Here is a 17,031-nt window from a genome sequence, read left to right on the forward strand (position 1 = left end):
TGTGTCGGGCACAGTAATGCGAGGCGATGAATTCGGTCACTTCATCATCCTCGTGCCAGGACCATACTTTTTCTTGGCCGATTCTTGGAGGGGTTTCCTGCCTCGATACCTTAACGTGACCTCGACTTCCGATATCTACTCGCGTAGATTTCTCCTGCGGGTACGCTGAGCGGTGCAGCGTCAAGCATCAACACCACCGCACCACCACCGGGAGTACCAGTGGCTCGCGTCGTAGTCGACGTCATGCTCAAGCCGGAGATCCTCGACCCTCAGGGGCAGGCGGTGCAGCGCGCACTGCCACGCCTCGGGTTCGACGGCGTCTCCGACGTCCGCCAGGGCAAGCGATTCGAACTGGAGCTGGCAGGGCCCGTCGACGACGCGGCGCTCGACCGGGTCAGGGAGATGGCTCGCACGTTTCTCGCCAACACGGTGATCGAGGACTTCCGGGTGCGCGTGGAGGAGGAACAGTGACCACCCGTGTGGGAGTCGTCACATTTCCCGGCTCACTCGACGACCGCGACGCCTTGCGCGCGGTAAAGCTCGCGGGCGCCGAGCCCGTCGCGCTCTGGCACGCGGACAAAGACCTGCACCAGGTCGATGCCGTGATCCTTCCTGGTGGTTTCTCCTACGGGGACTATCTGCGCTGCGGCGCCATCGCGCGTTTCTCCCCCGTGATGGAGACGATCATCGAGCAGTCCCGGGCCGGCCTTCCCGTGCTTGGCATCTGCAATGGTTTCCAGTTGCTGTGTGAATCACACCTGCTGCCCGGCGCCCTGACGCGCAACGACCACCTGCACTTCATCTGCCGCGACCAGCGGCTGCGCGTCGAGAACGCGGAGACCGCCTGGACCGGCGACTACGCGCCCGGCCAGGAGATCACCATCCCCCTGAAGAACGGCGAGGGCGGCTACGTGGCCGACGAGCGCACCCTCGACGAACTGGAGGCCGAGGGGCGGGTGGTCTTCCGCTACCTCGACGTCAACCCGAACGGCTCGCGCCGCGACATCGCCGGCATCACCAACGCCGCGGGCAACGTCGTCGGCCTGATGCCGCACCCGGAGCACGCGGTCGAGGCCCTGACCGGCCCGACCACCGACGGGCTCCCGTTCTTCACCTCGGTCCTCAAGAAGCTGGTCAGCGCATGAGCACCCGCAGCACCCCGGCCGCCCTCGACACCGTCGAGCATGCCGCGAGCACCCCGGATTCCGCACAGCCCTGGGCCGAACTCGGCCTCAAAGCGGACGAGTACGAGCGCATCCGCACCATCCTCGGCCGCCGCCCGACGGGCGCCGAGCTGGCCATGTACTCGGTGATGTGGTCGGAGCACTGCTCCTACAAGTCGAGCAAGGTCCACCTGCGGCAGTTCGGCGAGAAGGCCCCGGCGAGCGACGCGATGCTGGTCGGCATCGGGGAGAACGCGGGCGTCGTCGACGTCGGCCAGGGCTACGCGGTCACGTTCAAGGTCGAGTCGCACAACCACCCGTCCTACATCGAGCCCTACCAGGGCGCCGCGACGGGCATCGGCGGCATCGTCCGCGACATCCTCGCCATGGGCGCCAGGCCCGTCGCCGTCATGGACCCGCTGCGCTTCGGCGCGGCCGACCACCCCGACACGCGCCGCGTGCTGCCGGGCGTCGTCGCGGGCATCGGCGGCTACGGCAACTGCCTCGGCCTGCCCAACATCGGCGGCGAGGTCGTCTTCGACTCCTGCTACCAGGGCAACCCGCTGGTCAACGCCCTGTGCGTGGGCGTCATGCGGCACGAGGACATCCACCTCGCCAAGGCGTCGGGACCCGGCAACAAGGTCATCCTCTACGGCGCCCGCACCGGCGGCGACGGGATCGGCGGCGTCTCCGTGCTGGCCTCGGAGACCTTCGACGACGAGGGGCCGGCCAAGCGGCCCGCGGTCCAGGTGGGCGACCCGTTCCAGGAGAAGCTGCTCATCGAGTGCACCCTTGAGGTCTTCGCCGAGGACCTGGTGGACGGCATTCAGGACCTGGGCGGCGCCGGCCTGTCCTGCGCCACGTCCGAGCTGGCCTCGGCCGGCTCAGGCGGCATGCGCGTCGACCTCGACGCCGTTCCGCTGCGCGACGCCTCGCTCTCCCCCGAGGAGATCCTGATGAGCGAGTCGCAGGAGCGGATGTGCGCCGTCGTCAGGCCGGAGAACGTCGACCGGTTCCTCGAGGTCTGCGCCAAGTGGGACGTCATCGCCACCGTCATCGGCGAGGTCACCGAGGGCGACCGGCTGGAGATCTACTGGCACGGCGAGCAGATCGTCGACGTGCCCCCGCGCACCGTGGCGCACGAGGGCCCGGTCTACCGCAGGCCGCTGGCCCGCCCGGAGTGGCAGGACGCGCTCCAGGCCGACGACGCCGCAGCGCTGCCCCGCCCCGAGGGCCCCGACCAGCTGCGCGAGCAGGTGCTGCGGCTGATCGCCTCGCCGAACCAGGCCGCCAAGACGTGGGTCACCGACCAGTACGACCGCTACGTGCTCGGCAACACCGTCCTCGCCCAGCCCGAGGACGGCGGCATGATCCGCATCGACGAGGAGACCAACCTCGGCGTCGCCGTCGCCACCGACGGCAACGGCCGCTACGCCAAGCTCGACCCGTACGCCGGCGCGCAGCTGGCGCTGGCCGAGTCCTACCGGAACGTCGCGGCCACCGGCGCGCGCCCGCTGGCCGTGACCGACTGCCTGAACTTCGGCTCGCCCGAGGACCCGGCCGTCATGTGGCAGTTCGCGGAGGCCACCCGCGGCCTGGCCGACGCCTGCCTGGCCCTGGGCACCCCGGTCACCGGCGGCAACGTCTCGCTGTACAACCAGACGGGCGAGACCGCCATCCACCCCACGCCCGTGGTCGGCGTCCTCGGCGTCATCGACGACGTCACGCGCCGCACCCCGATCGCGTTCCGCGCCGAGGGGCAGCTGCTGTACCTGCTGGGCGACACCGCCGAGGAGTTCGGCGGCTCCGCCTGGTCCCAGGTGGTCCACGACCACCTCGGCGGCCTGCCGCCGCGCGTGGACCTCGAACGCGAGCGGCTGCTGGCCGAGGTGCTGATCGCCGCCTCGCGCGACGGCATGATCGACGCCGCCCACGACCTGTCGGACGGCGGTCTGGTCCAGGCGGTCGCGGAGTCCTGCCTGAAGGGCGGCCTGGGCGCGCGCCTGGTCGTGCCGGACGGACTGAGCGCGTTCACCTTCCTGTTCTCCGAGTCGGCGGGCCGCGCCGTGGTGGCCGTGCCGCGCGCCGAGGAGGTCAGGTTCACCGACATGTGCCGGGCCAGGGACCTGCCCGCGACCAGGATCGGCGTCGTCGACGGCGACGCGATCGAGGTGCAGGGCCAGTTCTCCGTCCCCCTGGCCGAACTGCGCGCGGCGCACGAGGCCACCCTGCCCGCCCTGTTCGCGTAACGAGCGCGGGCGCGCGAGCCGTCGCGGCCACTACTCCCCGGGAGTAGTGGCCGCGCTGCGTGCGGCGGGCGCTGGGCGCCCGGGAGCCGCGCCCGGTGGCCTACGGGAACGGAACGGCCCGCGCGGCCCCGCGGGTTCCGGCCCGGGGCGGCTTCCGGGGAACGCCCCGGGTCAGCGGCCCGGTTTCGTTTCGTAGCGGGGGCCGAGGTCGGGGCGGTCGGTGCCCTGGAGTTCCGTGACGAGCCGGTGCACCGACACCAGGTCGTGCAGCAGCACCCGGGTCCGTTCGTCGGGGAAACCCGCGGTGCGGGCGACCTCGGTCGCGTGCACGGCCTCGCCGCCGTGCCGCCGTTCCGCGTCCCCGAGTGCCTGGAACACGCGGGCGTGGTCGCTGCCGTAGTCCGGTCGGCCGCGCCCGGTGAACGTGCGGCCCGCGGGCGGCGCGGGCCGTTCCGCGGCCCTGGCGTCGGCCTGCTCCCGCGCCTCGCGGCGCTGCTTGCCGCGGTCGAGCGGCTCGGTCTTCTCCTCGTGCGTCAGCGAGGAACGGTGCGGCAGGTGCGTGCGCTGCTTCGAGCCGCCGGTGGTCGCGCCCCGTTCGCTGGGGCGCTCGCCGGCCCGCTCGGCCGCGCGTGCCGCGCTCCGCCGCTGTTCCTCGTTGCCCTCGACCTTCTTGCGCACCATGACGCCTCCTTCCGGCGCTCTGCTCCGGCCGTGCTCGTGTGCTCCTGTGCTCCCGTGCTCCTGGCGCCGTCCGCGCCGGGCGCGCGCGCCCGGCGCGGACTCAGCGCCGGTCGCGGTCGAGTTCCTCGGCCACCGGCGGCTTCGGCGCGTCCCGCAGCCGCTCGGCTTGCCCGGGCCTGCCGCCCTTGCGGGCCTGCTCGGCGCGCTGCGCCGCGCTCAGCCCGAGCCCGGCGTCCCCCGGCAGGCGCACGGAGCTGACCACCTCGCCGCGGTTGGCGTAGCTCTCGGGCGGGATGCCGCGCAACGCCTTGACCGCGGGCTCCGAGGCCCCGGCCCGTTTGGCGGCGAGGACCAGCTCGTCCTTGCCCGCGGGGAAGTCGACGTCCTTCACGGCGTGCAGGATCTCGTTGGCGTCTGTCGCAGCCATGACAGATGTCCTCCGTTCGTGCTCGCCCGTTCGCCCGGTGCCGCGCGTCCCGGGTCCGCCGCGTGCGGCGGGCCCGGCGCCCGTGGCCCGGGGCGGGGGCCGGCTTCGGCCATGCCGCCGGAGTACCCGGCACGGCCCGGCCCATTCACCTGCGCGCGGCCCGGCCCGGCCCCGCGGGCCAGCCCAGCCCACCCCAGCCCGATCCCGCGCGTCCGGCCCGGGCGGCGGCCCCGGGCGAACGACTCGGCGGCCCCGCGCCTCAGCCCTCGTACGCGACGCCGTCGATCGCCTGGTAGATCCGGTTCTTCAGGTCCTCGGGTTCGGGCACGTGCCTGAGCGTGAGCATGCCCTGCTCGGAAGCCGACTGGACGCGCACCGTCCCGTACCGCATGACGCGTTCCCAGAAGGTCGCGCGGAACGACACGTCGTTCACCCGGCTGAGCGGAATGCTGGTGCCCGTCTTGTGGAAGAACCCGGCCCGCTTGTGCAGCCGCTTGGTGGTGAGGAAGTAGACCGTGGCCCGCCATTGCAGCAGCGGCACCAGCCACCACCGCACGGCCGCGACCAGCGCGGCGCCGAGCACCACCCACACCGCCGTCGCACTCCAGTCCTCGCCGCCCGGCAGCATCCACAGCACGAGGCCCGTGACCACCGCGATGAGGCACAGCACGAGGAACTCGCTGACCATCGTGGTCCAGTGCTGCCGCGTCTCGTAGAGGAGTTCCTCGTCGTCCGCCAGGTAACGGTCCGCAAGTGCCATGCGCGCATCGTGACACAGCGTTCCGGCCCCGGGGCCGCGGTCCCGCGACTCGGTACGCCCCTGTGACCTCGCTCCCGCACGGCCGCCGACGGGCGGCGATGGACGTAAGCTCCGTGCCATGTCTGCCGTCCGCCGCAAGGTCCGCGTCCACCCCCCGGCACGCGTCCGCGACGCGTTGCTCGCCCAGGTGGAGTTCGTCCGGCTGGCGGCCAGGGAGATCGCGGACGAGGCGCAGGCGGCGCCGTCCGGGCTGCCGGGCTGGGACGTCGGCACGCTGCTCGTCCACATCGCCGGCCAGATCGACGCGCTGCCGCGGCTGCTCGCCCAGCCGCCGCCCCGGGCGGCGCGCCCGGAGCTGGGGGCGGCCGAGTGGGCGACCTCGACCGGGGCCGTGGCCGACGTGCTGGCCGACAGGACCAGGCAGGACGCGGCCGTGGTCCGCGACCGGATCGCGGCGATGGACGCCGCCGCCGAGGAACTTGAGGCGGTGGTCGAGACGGGCGTGCGCGAGGACGTGCTGCTGCCGCACCGGTTCGGCGCGATGCGCGCCCTGGACTTCACCGTGACCCGCGTCGTCGAACTGGTCGTGCACAGCGACGACCTGACCCGCGCCCTCGGCCGCCCGGTGCGCCTGGACCGGCAGGCCCTGGCCATCACGACGCGCGTGCTCGCCGACGCGCTCGCCGCCAAGGCGCCCGGCGCCTCGACCGAACTGCGGGTGCCGCCGTTCGCCGCCGTGCAGTGCCTGGCCGGGCCGAGGCACACCCGAGGCACCCCGCCGAACGTGGTCGAGACCGACCCGGTGACGTGGCTGCGGCTGGCCGCGGGGCGCACCGCGTGGGACGCGGCCGTGGCCTCGGGGCGGCTGCGCGCGAGCGGGGAGCGGGCGGGCGCGCTCGCGGGCGAGCTGCCCGTGCTCGGCTGAGCGCTCCGCGGGCGCGGGGCCGGTATGGGGCATGTCTCACCATCCAGGGTTCTCCCCGGCCGGGCTTCCTGGCCTAGACTCGTGAACGTGCCACGTGGTGACGGACGACTCAGCCACGACCTTGACCCCGGCGAGCAGGGCCCGAAGGACGCGTGCGGCGTCTTCGGCGTCTGGGCCCCGGGCGAGGAGGTCGCCAAACTCACCTTCTTCGGGCTCTACGCACTCCAGCACCGCGGACAGGAGTCCGCAGGCATCGCTGTGAGCGACGGCTCCAAGATCCTCGTTTTCAAGGACATGGGCCTGGTCTTCCAGGTCTTCGACGAGACCGCGCTCGGATCGCTCCAGGGCCACATCGCCGTCGGGCATGCGCGGTACTCCACGACGGGAGCCTCCACCTGGGAGAACGCCCAGCCCACCTTCCGTGCCACCGGGCACGGGTCCATCGCCCTCGCCCACAACGGCAACCTCGTGAACACCGCGGAGCTCGCCGAGCTGGTCGCCGCCCTGCCCGGAGGCCGCGGCCCCCGGCACCGGGTGGCCGCGACCAACGACACGGACCTGGTCACCGCCCTGCTCGCGGGCCAGACCGACGAGTCGGGCCGACCGCTGACCGTCGAGGAGGCCGCGCCCCTGGTGCTGCCGAAGGTCACGGGCGCCTACAGCTTCACGTTCATGGACGAGGGCACGCTGTACGCGGCGCGCGACCCGCAGGGCGTGCGCCCGCTGGTGCTCGGCCGCCTCGAACGCGGCTGGGTCGTCGCCTCGGAGACCGCCGCCCTCGACATCGTCGGCGCCTCCGTCGTGCGGGAGATCGAGCCGGGCGAGATGATCGCCGTCGACGAGCGCGGGCTCAGGTCCACGAGGTTCGCTGAAGCAAAGCCGCGGACCTGTGTCTTCGAGTACGTCTACCTCGCGCGCCCCGACACCGACATCTCCGGGCGCAACGTCTACCTCTCCCGGGTCGAGATGGGCCGCCGGCTGGCGGCCGAGGCCCCGGTGGACGCCGATCTGGTGATACCGACGCCCGAGTCGGGCACGCCCGCCGCCGTCGGCTACGCCGAGGCGTCCGGCATCCCCTACGGCTCCGGGCTGGTGAAGAACTCCTACGTGGGCCGGACGTTCATCCAGCCGAGCCAGACGATCAGGCAGCTCGGCATCCGGCTCAAGCTGAACCCGCTGAAGGAAGTCATCCGCGGCAAGCGGCTCGTCGTCGTCGACGACTCGATCGTGCGCGGCAACACCCAGCGCGCCCTCGTCCGCATGCTCCGCGAGGCCGGGGCGGCCGAGGTGCACGTCCGCATCAGCTCGCCGCCCATCAAGTGGCCGTGCTTCTTCGGCATCGACTTCGCGACCCGCGCCGAGTTGATCGCCAACGGCCTGTCCGTGCGGGAGATCACCACCTCGCTCGGCGCCGACTCGCTGGCCTACATCTCGCTCGACGCGATGGTCGAGGCCACCACGATCCCCAAGGGCAACCTGTGCCGCGCCTGTTTCGACGGCGCGTACCCGATGGAGCTGCCCGACCCCGCGGTGCTCGGCAAGGACGTTCTCGAACAGCCGGGCAACGCGCCCTCGGGAGCGCTGCTCGCGGCGGGAGCGGGCGGCGGGGACGCCCCGCCGGCCGGTCCGGCCGGGCGGGCCCGCCGGACCCATCCGTGACCGCGCCCCGCGTGCCACCGACGACACGAGAGAACTCCCTGATGAGTGAGAACGCGCCGCCCGGCGCCAGCTATGCCGCGGCCGGTGTCGACATCGAGGCGGGCGACACCGCCGTCGAGCTGATGAAGAAGTGGGTCGCCAAGGCCCAGCGCCCCGAGAGCGTCGGCGCCCTCGGCGGCTTCGCCGGCCTCTTCGACGCCTCGGCGCTGCTGCGCTACCGCCGCCCGCTGCTCGCCTCGGCCACCGACGGCGTCGGCACCAAGGTGGTGATCGCCCAGCGGATGGACGTGCACGACACCATCGGCCACGACCTGGTCGCGATGGTCGTGGACGACCTGGTCGTGTGCGGCGCGGAACCGCTGTTCATGACCGACTACATCTGCGTGGGCAAGGTGCGCCCGGAACGGGTCGCGTCCATCGTCAAGGGCATCGCCGAGGGCTGTGTGCTGGCCGGCTGCGCGCTCGTCGGCGGCGAGACCGCCGAGCACCCCGGCCTGCTCGGACCCGACGAGTACGACGTGGCCGGCGCCGGCACCGGGGTGGTCGAGGCCGACCGGGTGCTCGGCGCGGAACGGGTCAGGGCGGGCGACGCCGTCATCGCGATGGCCTCGTCAGGACTCCACTCCAACGGGTACTCGCTCGTGCGGCACGTGTTCTTCGACCTGGCGGGTCTCACGCTCGACCGGCACGTCCCGGAGTTCGGCAGGACGCTGGGGGAGGAGCTGATCGAGCCGACCCGCATCTACAGCCTCGACTGCCTCGCGCTCATCGAGGCGACCGAGGTCCACGCCTTCGCACACGTGACGGGCGGTGGACTGGCGGCGAACCTGGCGCGGGTCGTCCCCGACGGACTGCACGCGACGGTCGAACGCGCCACGTGGACCCCGCCGCCGGTCTTCGGCGCGGTGGGTGCGGCCGGTCGGGTGGCGCGCGAGGAACTGGAGCGCACGCTGAACATGGGCGTCGGCATGTTCGCCGTCGTCCCGCCCGACGCGGTGCCCGCGGCCCTGGCCACGCTGGCCGACCGCGGCGTGCCCGCGTGGGTGGCCGGCGAGGTCACCGAGGCGGGGCCGGGACGGCCGGACGGGCAGGCGGCCCTCACCGGAGACCATGCGGCCTGAGCCGAGACCGCGGCCCGCACGCGTGCCCGCACCCGCGCCCCGACCGGGGCGCGGGCGGGCCCGGGCGCGGGCACGCGCGGGACAGGGCAGGACTGAACCCGGTCCGGCGATGCCGGACCGGGTCGGAATCCTTCGCGTCGTCTCTTCGGTCAGCCCGAAGCGCGGTGTCGCGAGTCAGGCGCCGCGGCGTTTCGAGGAGCTGCCGGACGACGGCTCGTCGTCGTCGTCCTCCTCGTTGTACAACTCCGCGTACCGCGCGTACAGGTCGTCGTCCAGCTCATCGTCATCCTCAAGCCGCTCGCCGTTCGGCGGCTGCTCCGGCGTCGACGATGCACCCAGCTCCTCGGCCAGACGAGAAAGGTCCGTCCTGCCGCTGTTGTACTTCAGCTGGCGGGCGACCTTCGTCTGCTTGGCCTTGGCCCGGCCGCGCCCCATTGGCTCGACCCCCTCAACGACGGGGCGCAACGGCCCCGGAGTGTTGACATCCGTTCATGAATGAGAACGAGCCCTCGGACGAGAGCCCGGTCCACCGGCCTTCAACCGTACCTGCTTCCGCGACCCTACGGTACGCCGTCCGCAGGACCGGGCCGCGCGTGCGGCGACCGATGGGCCTCTCTTTGCTGGTCACCGGCGATTTTACCTTCTTTCGACGCGCGACTCGCGCGCGGGGGTGACATGTCTTACGTAAACGCACGTTCAGTGCTCGCCGCGTGCGCCATCCGGCGCTCGGCGATCCGGTCGGCGGCGACGACGGGCAGCACGCCCTCGGCCGCCGCGTGGCTGAAGATCTCCAGCGCCGTGTCGTAGATCTTTGCTGCCTGCTTCTTCGCACGTGCGAAATCGAAACCGTGGAGCTCGTCCGCGACCTGGATGACGCCGCCGGAGTTCACCATGTAGTCGGGGGCGTAGAGGATGTCGCGCCCGGCCAGCTCGGCGGCCACGCCGGCGTGCGCCAGCTGGTTGTTCGCCGCGCCGCACACGATGCTCGCGGTGAGCGCGGAGACGGTCGCGTCGTCGAGCGCGCCGCCGAGCGCGCAGGGCGCGTAGATGTCGAGGGCCTCGGCCGTGATCAGCTCCTCGGTCGACGCCGCCGCGGTGACCTGCGGGTGCGCGGCCAGCACCTTGGCCACCGCCTGCGCGTTGACGTCGGTGACCAGCACGCGCGCCCCCGCCTCCACGAGCAGGTCGACCAGCAGGTGCCCCACCTTGCCCACACCCGCCACGCCGACCGTGCGGCCGGCCAGCTCGGGGGCGCCCCAGCGGTGCGCGGCGCTCGCGCGCATGCCCTGGAAGACGCCGTACGCGGTGAGCACCGAGGAGTCCCCGGCCCCGCCCGCCTCGGGCGAGCGGCCCGTGGTCCAGCGGCAGGCGCGGGCCACCACGTCCATGTCCGCCACGTAGGTCCCGACGTCGCAGGCGGTGACGTAGCGCCCGCCGAGGCCCGCCACGAACCGCCCGTAGGCGAGCAGCAGGTCCTCGGTCTTGTCCTTGGCCGGGTCGCCGATGATGACCGCCTTGCCGCCGCCGTGCGGCAGGCCGGCGAGGGCGTTCTTGTAGGACATGCCGCGCGCGAGGTTCAGCGCGTCGCGCAGCGCCGCCTCCTCGGGCGCGGACTCGTCCGCGTAGGCGTGGAAGCGGGTGCCGCCCAGGGCGGGGCCCAGGGCCGTGGAGTGGATGGCGATGACGGCCTTCAGGCCGGTGGCGCGGTCCTGGCACAGCAGGACCTCTTCGTGGCCGCCCTCGGCGGAGCGGAAGAGGATGTCGAGCGCGCCCGGTTCCGCGATGGGCTCGACGCCACGGGCGGTGGCTACGTCGGTCACGGTGGTGACTCCTGTACGTCGGTGCGGATGCTCCCCGCTGGGTTGGGAGGGCATGGTGAGGACGAGACTACGGCGATCCCGGGTGCGGGGATGCCCTGGGTTGCGCGCCCTGACACGATCGGAGGCGGAGTTCCGCGGCCCGCGCCCCCGAGCGCGCGCCGCGCGGGAGGGGCCGCCGCGAGGGCGGCCGGAGGAGAGGGAGGGCCGAGTGCCGAACGTGCCGTACGCGGCGTATCTGCGGGTCTACGAGCCGCTCGCGGCCTTTCCCGAGCCGGAGCGCTCGCACTGGGCCGAGTACGCCGGGCGCGAGCGGCTGCCGACCGCCCAGGACGAGGTGCGCCACGCCCTCGCGGGGCTGGTGGCGAGGCCGCCGCGCGCGGCGCCCGTCCGGGAGAGCACCGACGCCTTCGTCACGACGGTGGACGGCGTGCTGTGCGTGTGCCCCTGGCGGACCAGGCTGCGTTCGTGGCAGGCGCTGGGCGAGGTGGGCGACTGGCTGCTGCCCGAACCGGTGCTCGACGCGGCGCTGCCGCCCGGCGTGCGCCGGCGCGCGACCGCCGACTACCAGTCCTGGCGGGAGCGGAACCCGGACGCGAGGCCGTGGATCCGCTCGGCGCTCTGGCACGTTCCGGTGCGCTGGTTCGCGCTGTTCACGGACGAGGAACGGGTCTTCCGCAAGGCGGGCGAGGGCGCGGGGCCGGAAGCGGGGCCCGTGCTGCGCTACCGGACGCCGATGGTCCAGGCGCGCCGCAGAGTGGCCCGGGGGCTGCGCACGGTGCGCGAGGCGATGGCGCAGGGGCCGCTGGCCGAGGCGCTCACGGACGTGGGCCGGTGGCTTGAGGAGTTCCATCCGCGCTCACTTGTCGAACTGGACTACGGCGGATTGCTCTATACGATTCCCGAGGACCAGCTCGCGGCGGACCGTTCCGCCGCGGAGGTCACCGAGGGGCTCGCCGCGCTCGCGGCGGGGGACCTCGAACGGGCGGGCCGGCTCTACGAGGAGCTGACCGACCGCTGGATGACGGTCCGCGAGCGTCAGTTCGCCAACTGAACTACGGACTAATGCCCCAAGCGTGATGGAAGGCACTGTCGGGACCTCTTGCCAACAAGTGCTCCCCTCGTGTCAAAATAGGACAAGGAGCTTGGGGCTGCCGCGGACGCCCGCCCGGCGGGTGAGGTCAGTCATCGCCCGATGACCGATCGTTACGGCGGAGTGACTGTCCGCTATGGCATGCTCCGGTGGCTTCCGCCGAGGTTGAACACCTGAGAGGGCAATTCCATCGGTTTGGCCGACCCGGCTGGACGGATGGTGTAGTTGTAGTGCCGAGGACAAGCCGTTCGTCCTATAACCGACTCGACCCTCGTCCGCCATTTCGGGCAACGCGGGTCAAGGTGCAGAATTTAGAGGAAAGAACCGTGATGGTTCGGTTCTCCCGAGGAGGCCGCTCATGACCGCTCGCACCCCTGATGCCGAGCCGCTGCTGACCCCGGCTGAGGTTGCCACGATGTTCCGCGTAGACCCGAAAACGGTCACACGCTGGGCAAAGGCGGGCAAGCTCACGTCAATCCGCACGCTCGGTGGGCACCGCCGCTACCGCGAAGCGGAGGTGCGCGCACTGCTGGCGGGCATCCCGCAGCAGCGTGGCGAGGCCTGAGCAACACCGCACGACCCAGGCTCCGGGGCCCCCACCTCGGCCGCTTGACCCCAGATCGCGTCGGACTCCGCCGGGTCCGGCGCGATCTTTTTGTGCCCGGGAGCGGCGCCGGAACCCACGTGCAATTGCACATATTAAATTGGCGGGTGTCTCTACGGGGTCGGACGAGCTCAGCGCGCTATCAAGTTCAGTGACTCCCGTCACACCCTCGGTGACTTGCCCACCGGGATGATCTTGCGGTAGTGCGCGGCCTGCGTCCCCGCCGAAGTCCCCGCCCGCGCCTGTCCGCGACCGCCGCCGGGCGTTCCGGTGCCCCAGGGGCCCGGCCGGCGGCGTCCGGCGCCGGGCGCCGTCCGGTGATCACCCGCGCCCACCCCACGCCTACCCAACGAAGAAGGCCCGGACCCCCCTTGCGGGGAATCCGGGCCTTCTGCCGCGGTCCTGACGGGATTTGAACCCGCGGCCTCCACCTTGACAGGGTGGCGAGCACTCCAAACTGCTCCACAGGACCGTGCGTGCGAGCGAGACTCTACCCCAGCACAGCGCCCCCGGGCCAATCGCTTCCCGCCCCCTACGGCACCAGCGCGTCGATGGCCTTCAGGATGCGCTTGTCCGACACCGGCTGCTTCGTGCCCAGCGCGTGCGCGAAGTAGCTGACCCGCAACTCCTCGATCATCCAGCGGATCTCCGCGGCCTGCTCGGGAACGGGCCGCCCCGGCGGGAACTGCTCAAGCAGCCACGCGTACTCGTCGCGCATCTCGTGCACCTTGGCCATCCTGGCCCTGTCCTTCTCGGCCTGGTGCGGCAGTTGCTGGAGCCGCCGGTCGGCCGCCAGCAGGTAGCGCAGCAGATCCGGCAGCCTGCGCGCGCCGTGCCGCGTCACGAAGCCCGCGGGCACAAGGCCCGCCAGCTGCTCGCGCACGTCCGCCACCGCAGGCGCCAGCACCGGGCTCGTCACCGTCGCCAGCCGCCGCTGGCACACCTGCCAGGCCGCGAGCACCTCGCGCACCTGCCGCACGATCCGCGTGGTGAGGTCCACCACGTCCGCGCGCACCGCGTCGAACAGCTTGCGGAACGCCTCCTCGTCCCACACCGGGCCGCCGTGCGCCGCGATCAGCTGGTCGGCCGCCGCCGTCGCGCAGTCGTCCAGCAGCGCCTGCACGCTCCCGTGCGGCGAACTCGACAGCGCCAGCTTGGCCTGGTTGTCCAGCTGCCGCTGCGCGAACTTCCCCGGGTCCGACGGCAGGTTCAGCATCACCAGGCGCAGCGTGCCGAGCCGCATCGCCCGGCGCTGCTCCGCCTCGCTGTCGAACAGCCGCACCGCCACCGTCGCGCCCTCGTCCACCAGCGCGGGGAACGCCTTCACCGGCTGGCCGCCGCGCCGGGTCTCGAACGTGCGCGGCAGCGTGCCGACGGTCCACGACGTCAGGCCCTCGGCGGTGGCCGCGAACGCCCGGTCGAGCGCCTGCCGCGCCTTCGGCTTCATCCGGTGCCGCAGGGCCTCCAGATCCTTGTCCTCGGAGTCCCTGGCCCCCTGGCCCCCCTGGCCCCCCTGGGCCTCCTGCGCTCCCTGGCCCGCCGCCCGGCCGCCCCTGGCGGGCCCGCGCCGCCGCTCGTCCACCACGCGGAACGTGATCCGCAGGTGCCCGGGAACGCGTTCCTGGTCGAAGTCCTCGGCCGCCACCCGCACGCCCGTCAGCCGGGTCAGCCACCGCGCGAGCGCCACCGTCAGCGCCTCGCCCGTCGGCTCGGGCGTCTCGCCGAGGAACCCGCGCGCCACGTCGGGCGCGGGGACGCAGTGCCGCCGGATCGGCTTCGGCAGCGACCTGATCAGCTCCGTCACCAGCTGCTCGCGCAGTCCCGGGATCTGCCAGTCGAAGCCCTCGGGCGTCACCTGGTTCAGCACCTGGAGCGGCACGTGCACCGTCACGCCGTCCGCGTCCGCTCCCGGCTCGAACTGGTACGTCACGGGGAACGCGAGACGCCCCTGCCGCCACGTGTCCGGGTAGTCGTCCTTCGTGACCCGCCCGGCCCGCTCGTTGATGAGCATCGACTTCTCGAAGCTGAGCAGATCCGGGTCGTCCTGGCGTTTCTTCTTCCACCAGGAGTCGAAGTGGGCGCCGGACACGACGTGTTCGGGAACGCGCTGCTCGTAGAAGTCGTACAGCGTCTCGTCGTCCACGAGGATGTCGCGGCGCCTGGCCCGGTGTTCGAGCTCCTCGACCTCCGCGAGCAGCTTGCGGTTGTCGTGGAAGAACTGGTGCCGCGTCCGCCAGTCGCCCTCGACCAGCGCGTGCCGGATGAACAGGTCCCTGGACACCTCGGGGTCGATCCGCCCGTAGTTCACCTTGCGCTGCGCCACGATCGGCACGCCGTACAGCGTCACCCGCTCGTAGGCCATCACCGCCGCCTGCTTCTGCTCCCAGTGCGGCTCGCTGTACGTCCGCTTCACCAGGTGCCCGGCCAGCGGCTCGATCCACTCGGGCTCGATCTTCGCGTTCACGCGGGCCCACAGCCGCGAGGTCTCCACCAGTTCGGCCGACATGACCCACCGCGGCGGCTTCTTGAACAGCGCGGAGCCGGGGAACACCGCGAACTTCGTGCCCCGCGCCCCCAGGTACTCGTGCTTGTCGGTGTCCTTGAGGCCGACGTGCGAGAGCAGCCCGGCGAGCAGCGACTGGTGGACGAGCGCGGGCTGCGCGCCGCGTTCCGACAGCTCGATCCGCAAGGTGCGCGCCACCGTGCGCAGTTGTGAATAGATGTCCTGCCATTCGCGTATGCGCAGGTAGTTCAGGAACTCCGTCCTGCACAGCCGCCGGAACGCCGAGGAGGACAGGGCCCGTTGCTGCTCGCGCACGTAGTCCCACAGCGCGAGCAGCGCGAGGAAGTCCGACTCCTCGGCCGGCCCCTCGCGGAACCTGGCGTGCTTGGCGTCCGCCTGCTGCTGCTTGTCCGCGGGCCGCTCGCGCGGGTCCTGGATGGACAGCGCCGCGGCGATCACCATCACCTCGTGCGCGCACCCGTTGCGGTCCGCCTCAAGCACCATCCTGGCCAGCCGCGGGTCCACGGGCAGCTGGGCGAGCCGCCGGCCCGTCTCGGTCAGCCGCGCGCCGCTGAGCGCGCCCAGCTCCTCAAGCAGCTGCACACCGGCCTTGATCGACCGGTGGTCGGGCGGATCGATGAACGGGAAGCGCTCGATGTCGCCGAGGCCGGCCGCGTTCATCTGGAGGATCACCGAGGCGAGGTTGGTGCGCAGGATCTCGGCGTCGGTGAACTCCGGCCGGGACAGGAAGTCGTCCTCCGCGTACAGCCGGATGCAGATGCCGTCGCTGGTCCGCCCGCACCGGCCCTTGCGCTGGTTGGCGCTCGCCTGCGACACCGGCTCGATCGGGAGGCGCTGCACCTTCGTGCGGTGGCTGTACCGGGAGATCCTGGCCGTTCCCGGGTCGATCACGTACTTGATGCCGGGAACGGTCAGGGAGGTCTCCGCGACGTTCGTCGCGAGCACCACGCGGCGGCCCGGGTGCGGCTGGAACACGCGCTGCTGCTCGCCGTGGGACAGCCGCGCGAACAGCGGCAGCACCTCCGTCATGCGCAGCTTGCGCTTCTCCAGGGCCTCGGCGGTGTCCCGGATCTCGCGTTCGCCGGAGAGGAAGACCAGGATGTCGCCAGGACCCTCCGCCTGGAGCTCGTCGACGGCGTCGCAGATCGCCGTGACCTGGTCGCGGTCGGGCGCCTCGCTGTCCTCTTCGAGCAGGGGCCGGTACCGCACCTCCACCGGGTAGGTGCGCCCCGAGACCTCGATCACCGGCGCGTCGCGCCCCTCCCGGTCCCTGAAGTGCCGCGCGAAGCGCTCCGGGTCGATCGTCGCCGAGGTGATGACCACCTTCAGGTCCGGGCGGCGCGGCAGGAGCTGGGCCAGGTAGCCGAGCAGGAAGTCGATGTTGAGGCTGCGTTCGTGCGCCTCGTCGATGATGATCGTGTCGTACTGGCGCAGATCGCGGTCGTGCTGGACCTCGGCCAGGAGGATGCCGTCGGTCATCAGCTTGACCAGCGTGTCGTCCCCCGCCTGGTCGGTGAACCGCACCTTGTAGCCGACCGCGTCGCCCAGCCGCCCGCCCAGCTCGTCGGCGACGCGCTGGGCCACCGTGCGCGCCGCGATGCGGCGCGGCTGGGTGTGGCCGATCAGGCCGCGCACCCCGCGGCCCAGCTCCAGGCAGATCTTCGGGATCTGCGTCGTCTTCCCCGAACCGGTCTCCCCGGCCACGATCACCACTTGGTGGTCGCGTATCGCGGCCAGGATCTCGTCCTTCTTCCCGCTGACCGGCAGCTGCTGCGGATACGTGATCCTGGGCACGGCCGCGCGCCGGGCGGCGACGCGCCGTTCTGCCTCGTCGACGGCCTCGGCGATCTCCGCGAGCACGGCGTCCCGCGCGGCCGGCTTGCGGATGCGGCGGGCGCCGTCGAGCCGTTTGCCCAGACGCCGCTCGTCGCGCAGCATGAGCCCGGAGAGCCGCTCGGCGAGATCTGATACGGGGGAGGGGTGTGTAGACATACGCACCCAAGCGTCT

At 72.3% G+C, this 17,031-nt stretch carries 14 protein-coding genes and 1 tRNA gene; 8 read left to right on the forward strand and 7 right to left on the reverse strand.

The window, feature by feature from the left end; genetic code table 11:
- The first annotated feature begins 219 nt into the window (after positions 1 to 219).
- The 3 genes from purS to purL are packed head-to-tail and all read left to right on the forward strand — an operon-like array spanning position 220 to position 3,412.
- Positions 220 to 471: a phosphoribosylformylglycinamidine synthase subunit PurS gene (purS, locus tag LC193_RS15995; RefSeq protein WP_086159382.1), complete on the forward strand. Its 252-nt coding sequence runs from the start codon at positions 220 to 222 to the stop codon at positions 469 to 471.
- A complete protein-coding gene (gene purQ, locus LC193_RS16000) occupies positions 468 to 1,145 on the forward strand; it encodes a phosphoribosylformylglycinamidine synthase subunit PurQ (RefSeq protein ID WP_226074929.1) in 678 nt (225 codons plus the stop codon). The genes purS and purQ overlap by 4 nt, the downstream gene beginning before the upstream one ends.
- Positions 1,142 to 3,412, forward strand: a complete 2,271-nt coding sequence (purL, locus tag LC193_RS16005; protein ID WP_226074931.1) for a phosphoribosylformylglycinamidine synthase subunit PurL — start codon at positions 1,142 to 1,144, stop codon at positions 3,410 to 3,412. Before purQ ends, purL begins: the two co-directional genes overlap by 4 nt.
- 171 nt (positions 3,413 to 3,583) lie before the next feature.
- Here the strand turns inward: purL and LC193_RS16010 are convergent, their stop codons facing one another.
- From LC193_RS16010 to LC193_RS16020, 3 genes are all read right to left on the reverse strand, one after another.
- Entirely contained in the window at positions 3,584 to 4,093 is a 510-nt protein-coding gene (locus LC193_RS16010) for a hypothetical protein (protein WP_226074932.1), read from the reverse strand.
- Between the two features lie 100 nt (positions 4,094 to 4,193).
- Positions 4,194 to 4,520 carry a DUF2795 domain-containing protein gene (locus tag LC193_RS16015; RefSeq protein ID WP_086159377.1) on the reverse strand — a complete coding sequence of 109 codons (327 nt, stop codon included), beginning with the start codon at positions 4,518 to 4,520 and terminating at the stop codon, positions 4,194 to 4,196.
- A 259-nt stretch (positions 4,521 to 4,779) separates the two neighbouring features.
- Positions 4,780 to 5,280 (reverse strand): PH domain-containing protein, encoded by a 501-nt coding sequence (locus LC193_RS16020; RefSeq protein WP_226074934.1) that lies wholly within the window; start codon positions 5,278 to 5,280, stop codon positions 4,780 to 4,782.
- Between the two features lie 118 nt (positions 5,281 to 5,398).
- Here LC193_RS16020 and LC193_RS16025 point away from each other — a divergent pair, with 118 nt between their 5' ends.
- The 3 genes from LC193_RS16025 (at position 5,399) to purM (ending at position 8,985) form a co-directional block, all read left to right on the forward strand.
- A complete protein-coding gene (locus LC193_RS16025; protein ID WP_226074936.1) occupies positions 5,399 to 6,205 on the forward strand; it encodes a sterol carrier family protein in 807 nt (268 codons plus the stop codon).
- Between the two features lie 87 nt (positions 6,206 to 6,292).
- Positions 6,293 to 7,864 (forward strand): amidophosphoribosyltransferase, encoded by a 1,572-nt coding sequence (gene purF, locus LC193_RS16030; RefSeq protein WP_226074938.1) that lies wholly within the window; start codon positions 6,293 to 6,295, stop codon positions 7,862 to 7,864.
- Between the two features lie 41 nt (positions 7,865 to 7,905).
- Positions 7,906 to 8,985 (forward strand): phosphoribosylformylglycinamidine cyclo-ligase, encoded by a 1,080-nt coding sequence (purM, locus tag LC193_RS16035; protein ID WP_226074940.1) that lies wholly within the window; start codon positions 7,906 to 7,908, stop codon positions 8,983 to 8,985.
- A gap of 174 nt (positions 8,986 to 9,159) precedes the next feature.
- Here the strand turns inward: purM and LC193_RS16040 are convergent, their stop codons facing one another.
- Complete coding sequence (locus LC193_RS16040; RefSeq protein ID WP_086159371.1) at positions 9,160 to 9,420, reverse strand: DUF3073 domain-containing protein; 261 nt, start codon at positions 9,418 to 9,420, stop codon at positions 9,160 to 9,162.
- A 245-nt stretch (positions 9,421 to 9,665) separates the two neighbouring features.
- Complete coding sequence (locus tag LC193_RS16045; RefSeq protein ID WP_404819420.1) at positions 9,666 to 10,859, reverse strand: Leu/Phe/Val dehydrogenase; 1,194 nt, start codon at positions 10,857 to 10,859, stop codon at positions 9,666 to 9,668.
- Positions 10,860 to 11,013: 154 nt separating this feature from the next.
- Here LC193_RS16045 and LC193_RS16050 point away from each other — a divergent pair, with 154 nt between their 5' ends.
- Positions 11,014 to 11,856, forward strand: coding sequence for a hypothetical protein (locus LC193_RS16050; RefSeq protein WP_226074945.1), 843 nt, complete (start codon positions 11,014 to 11,016; stop codon positions 11,854 to 11,856).
- A 397-nt stretch (positions 11,857 to 12,253) separates the two neighbouring features.
- Positions 12,254 to 12,460, forward strand: a complete 207-nt coding sequence (gene bldC, locus LC193_RS16055; protein WP_019431930.1) for a developmental transcriptional regulator BldC — start codon at positions 12,254 to 12,256, stop codon at positions 12,458 to 12,460.
- 436 nt (positions 12,461 to 12,896) lie between these two features.
- Here bldC and LC193_RS16060 read toward each other — a convergent pair.
- Together LC193_RS16060 and hrpA are read right to left on the reverse strand one after the other, a co-directional pair.
- A tRNA-Asp gene (locus tag LC193_RS16060) sits at positions 12,897 to 12,971 on the reverse strand.
- Between the two features lie 60 nt (positions 12,972 to 13,031).
- A complete protein-coding gene (gene hrpA / locus LC193_RS16065; RefSeq protein ID WP_226074946.1) occupies positions 13,032 to 17,015 on the reverse strand; it encodes an ATP-dependent RNA helicase HrpA in 3,984 nt (1,327 codons plus the stop codon).
- Between the last annotated feature and the right edge of the window lie 16 nt (positions 17,016 to 17,031).

The organism is Streptomyces marincola (genome assembly GCF_020410765.1).
GTDB classification, from domain to species: domain Bacteria; phylum Actinomycetota; class Actinomycetes; order Streptomycetales; family Streptomycetaceae; genus Streptomyces; species Streptomyces marincola.

Coding starts and splice junctions, on each gene's coding strand:
- purL (WP_226074931.1), top strand. CDS start 1,142: ATGAGCACCCGCAGCACCCCGGCCGCCCTCGACACCGTCGAGCATGCC.
- LC193_RS16010 (WP_226074932.1), bottom strand. CDS start 4,093: ATGGTGCGCAAGAAGGTCGAGGGCAACGAGGAACAGCGGCGGAGCGCG.
- LC193_RS16015 (WP_086159377.1), bottom strand. CDS start 4,520: ATGGCTGCGACAGACGCCAACGAGATCCTGCACGCCGTGAAGGACGTC.
- LC193_RS16020 (WP_226074934.1), bottom strand. CDS start 5,280: ATGGCACTTGCGGACCGTTACCTGGCGGACGACGAGGAACTCCTCTAC.
- LC193_RS16025 (WP_226074936.1), top strand. CDS start 5,399: ATGTCTGCCGTCCGCCGCAAGGTCCGCGTCCACCCCCCGGCACGCGTC.
- purM (WP_226074940.1), top strand. CDS start 7,906: ATGAGTGAGAACGCGCCGCCCGGCGCCAGCTATGCCGCGGCCGGTGTC.
- LC193_RS16040 (WP_086159371.1), bottom strand. CDS start 9,420: ATGGGGCGCGGCCGGGCCAAGGCCAAGCAGACGAAGGTCGCCCGCCAG.
- LC193_RS16045 (WP_404819420.1), bottom strand. CDS start 10,859: ATGCCCTCCCAACCCAGCGGGGAGCATCCGCACCGACGTACAGGAGTC.
- bldC (WP_019431930.1), top strand. CDS start 12,254: ATGACCGCTCGCACCCCTGATGCCGAGCCGCTGCTGACCCCGGCTGAG.
- hrpA (WP_226074946.1), bottom strand. CDS start 17,015: ATGTCTACACACCCCTCCCCCGTATCAGATCTCGCCGAGCGGCTCTCC.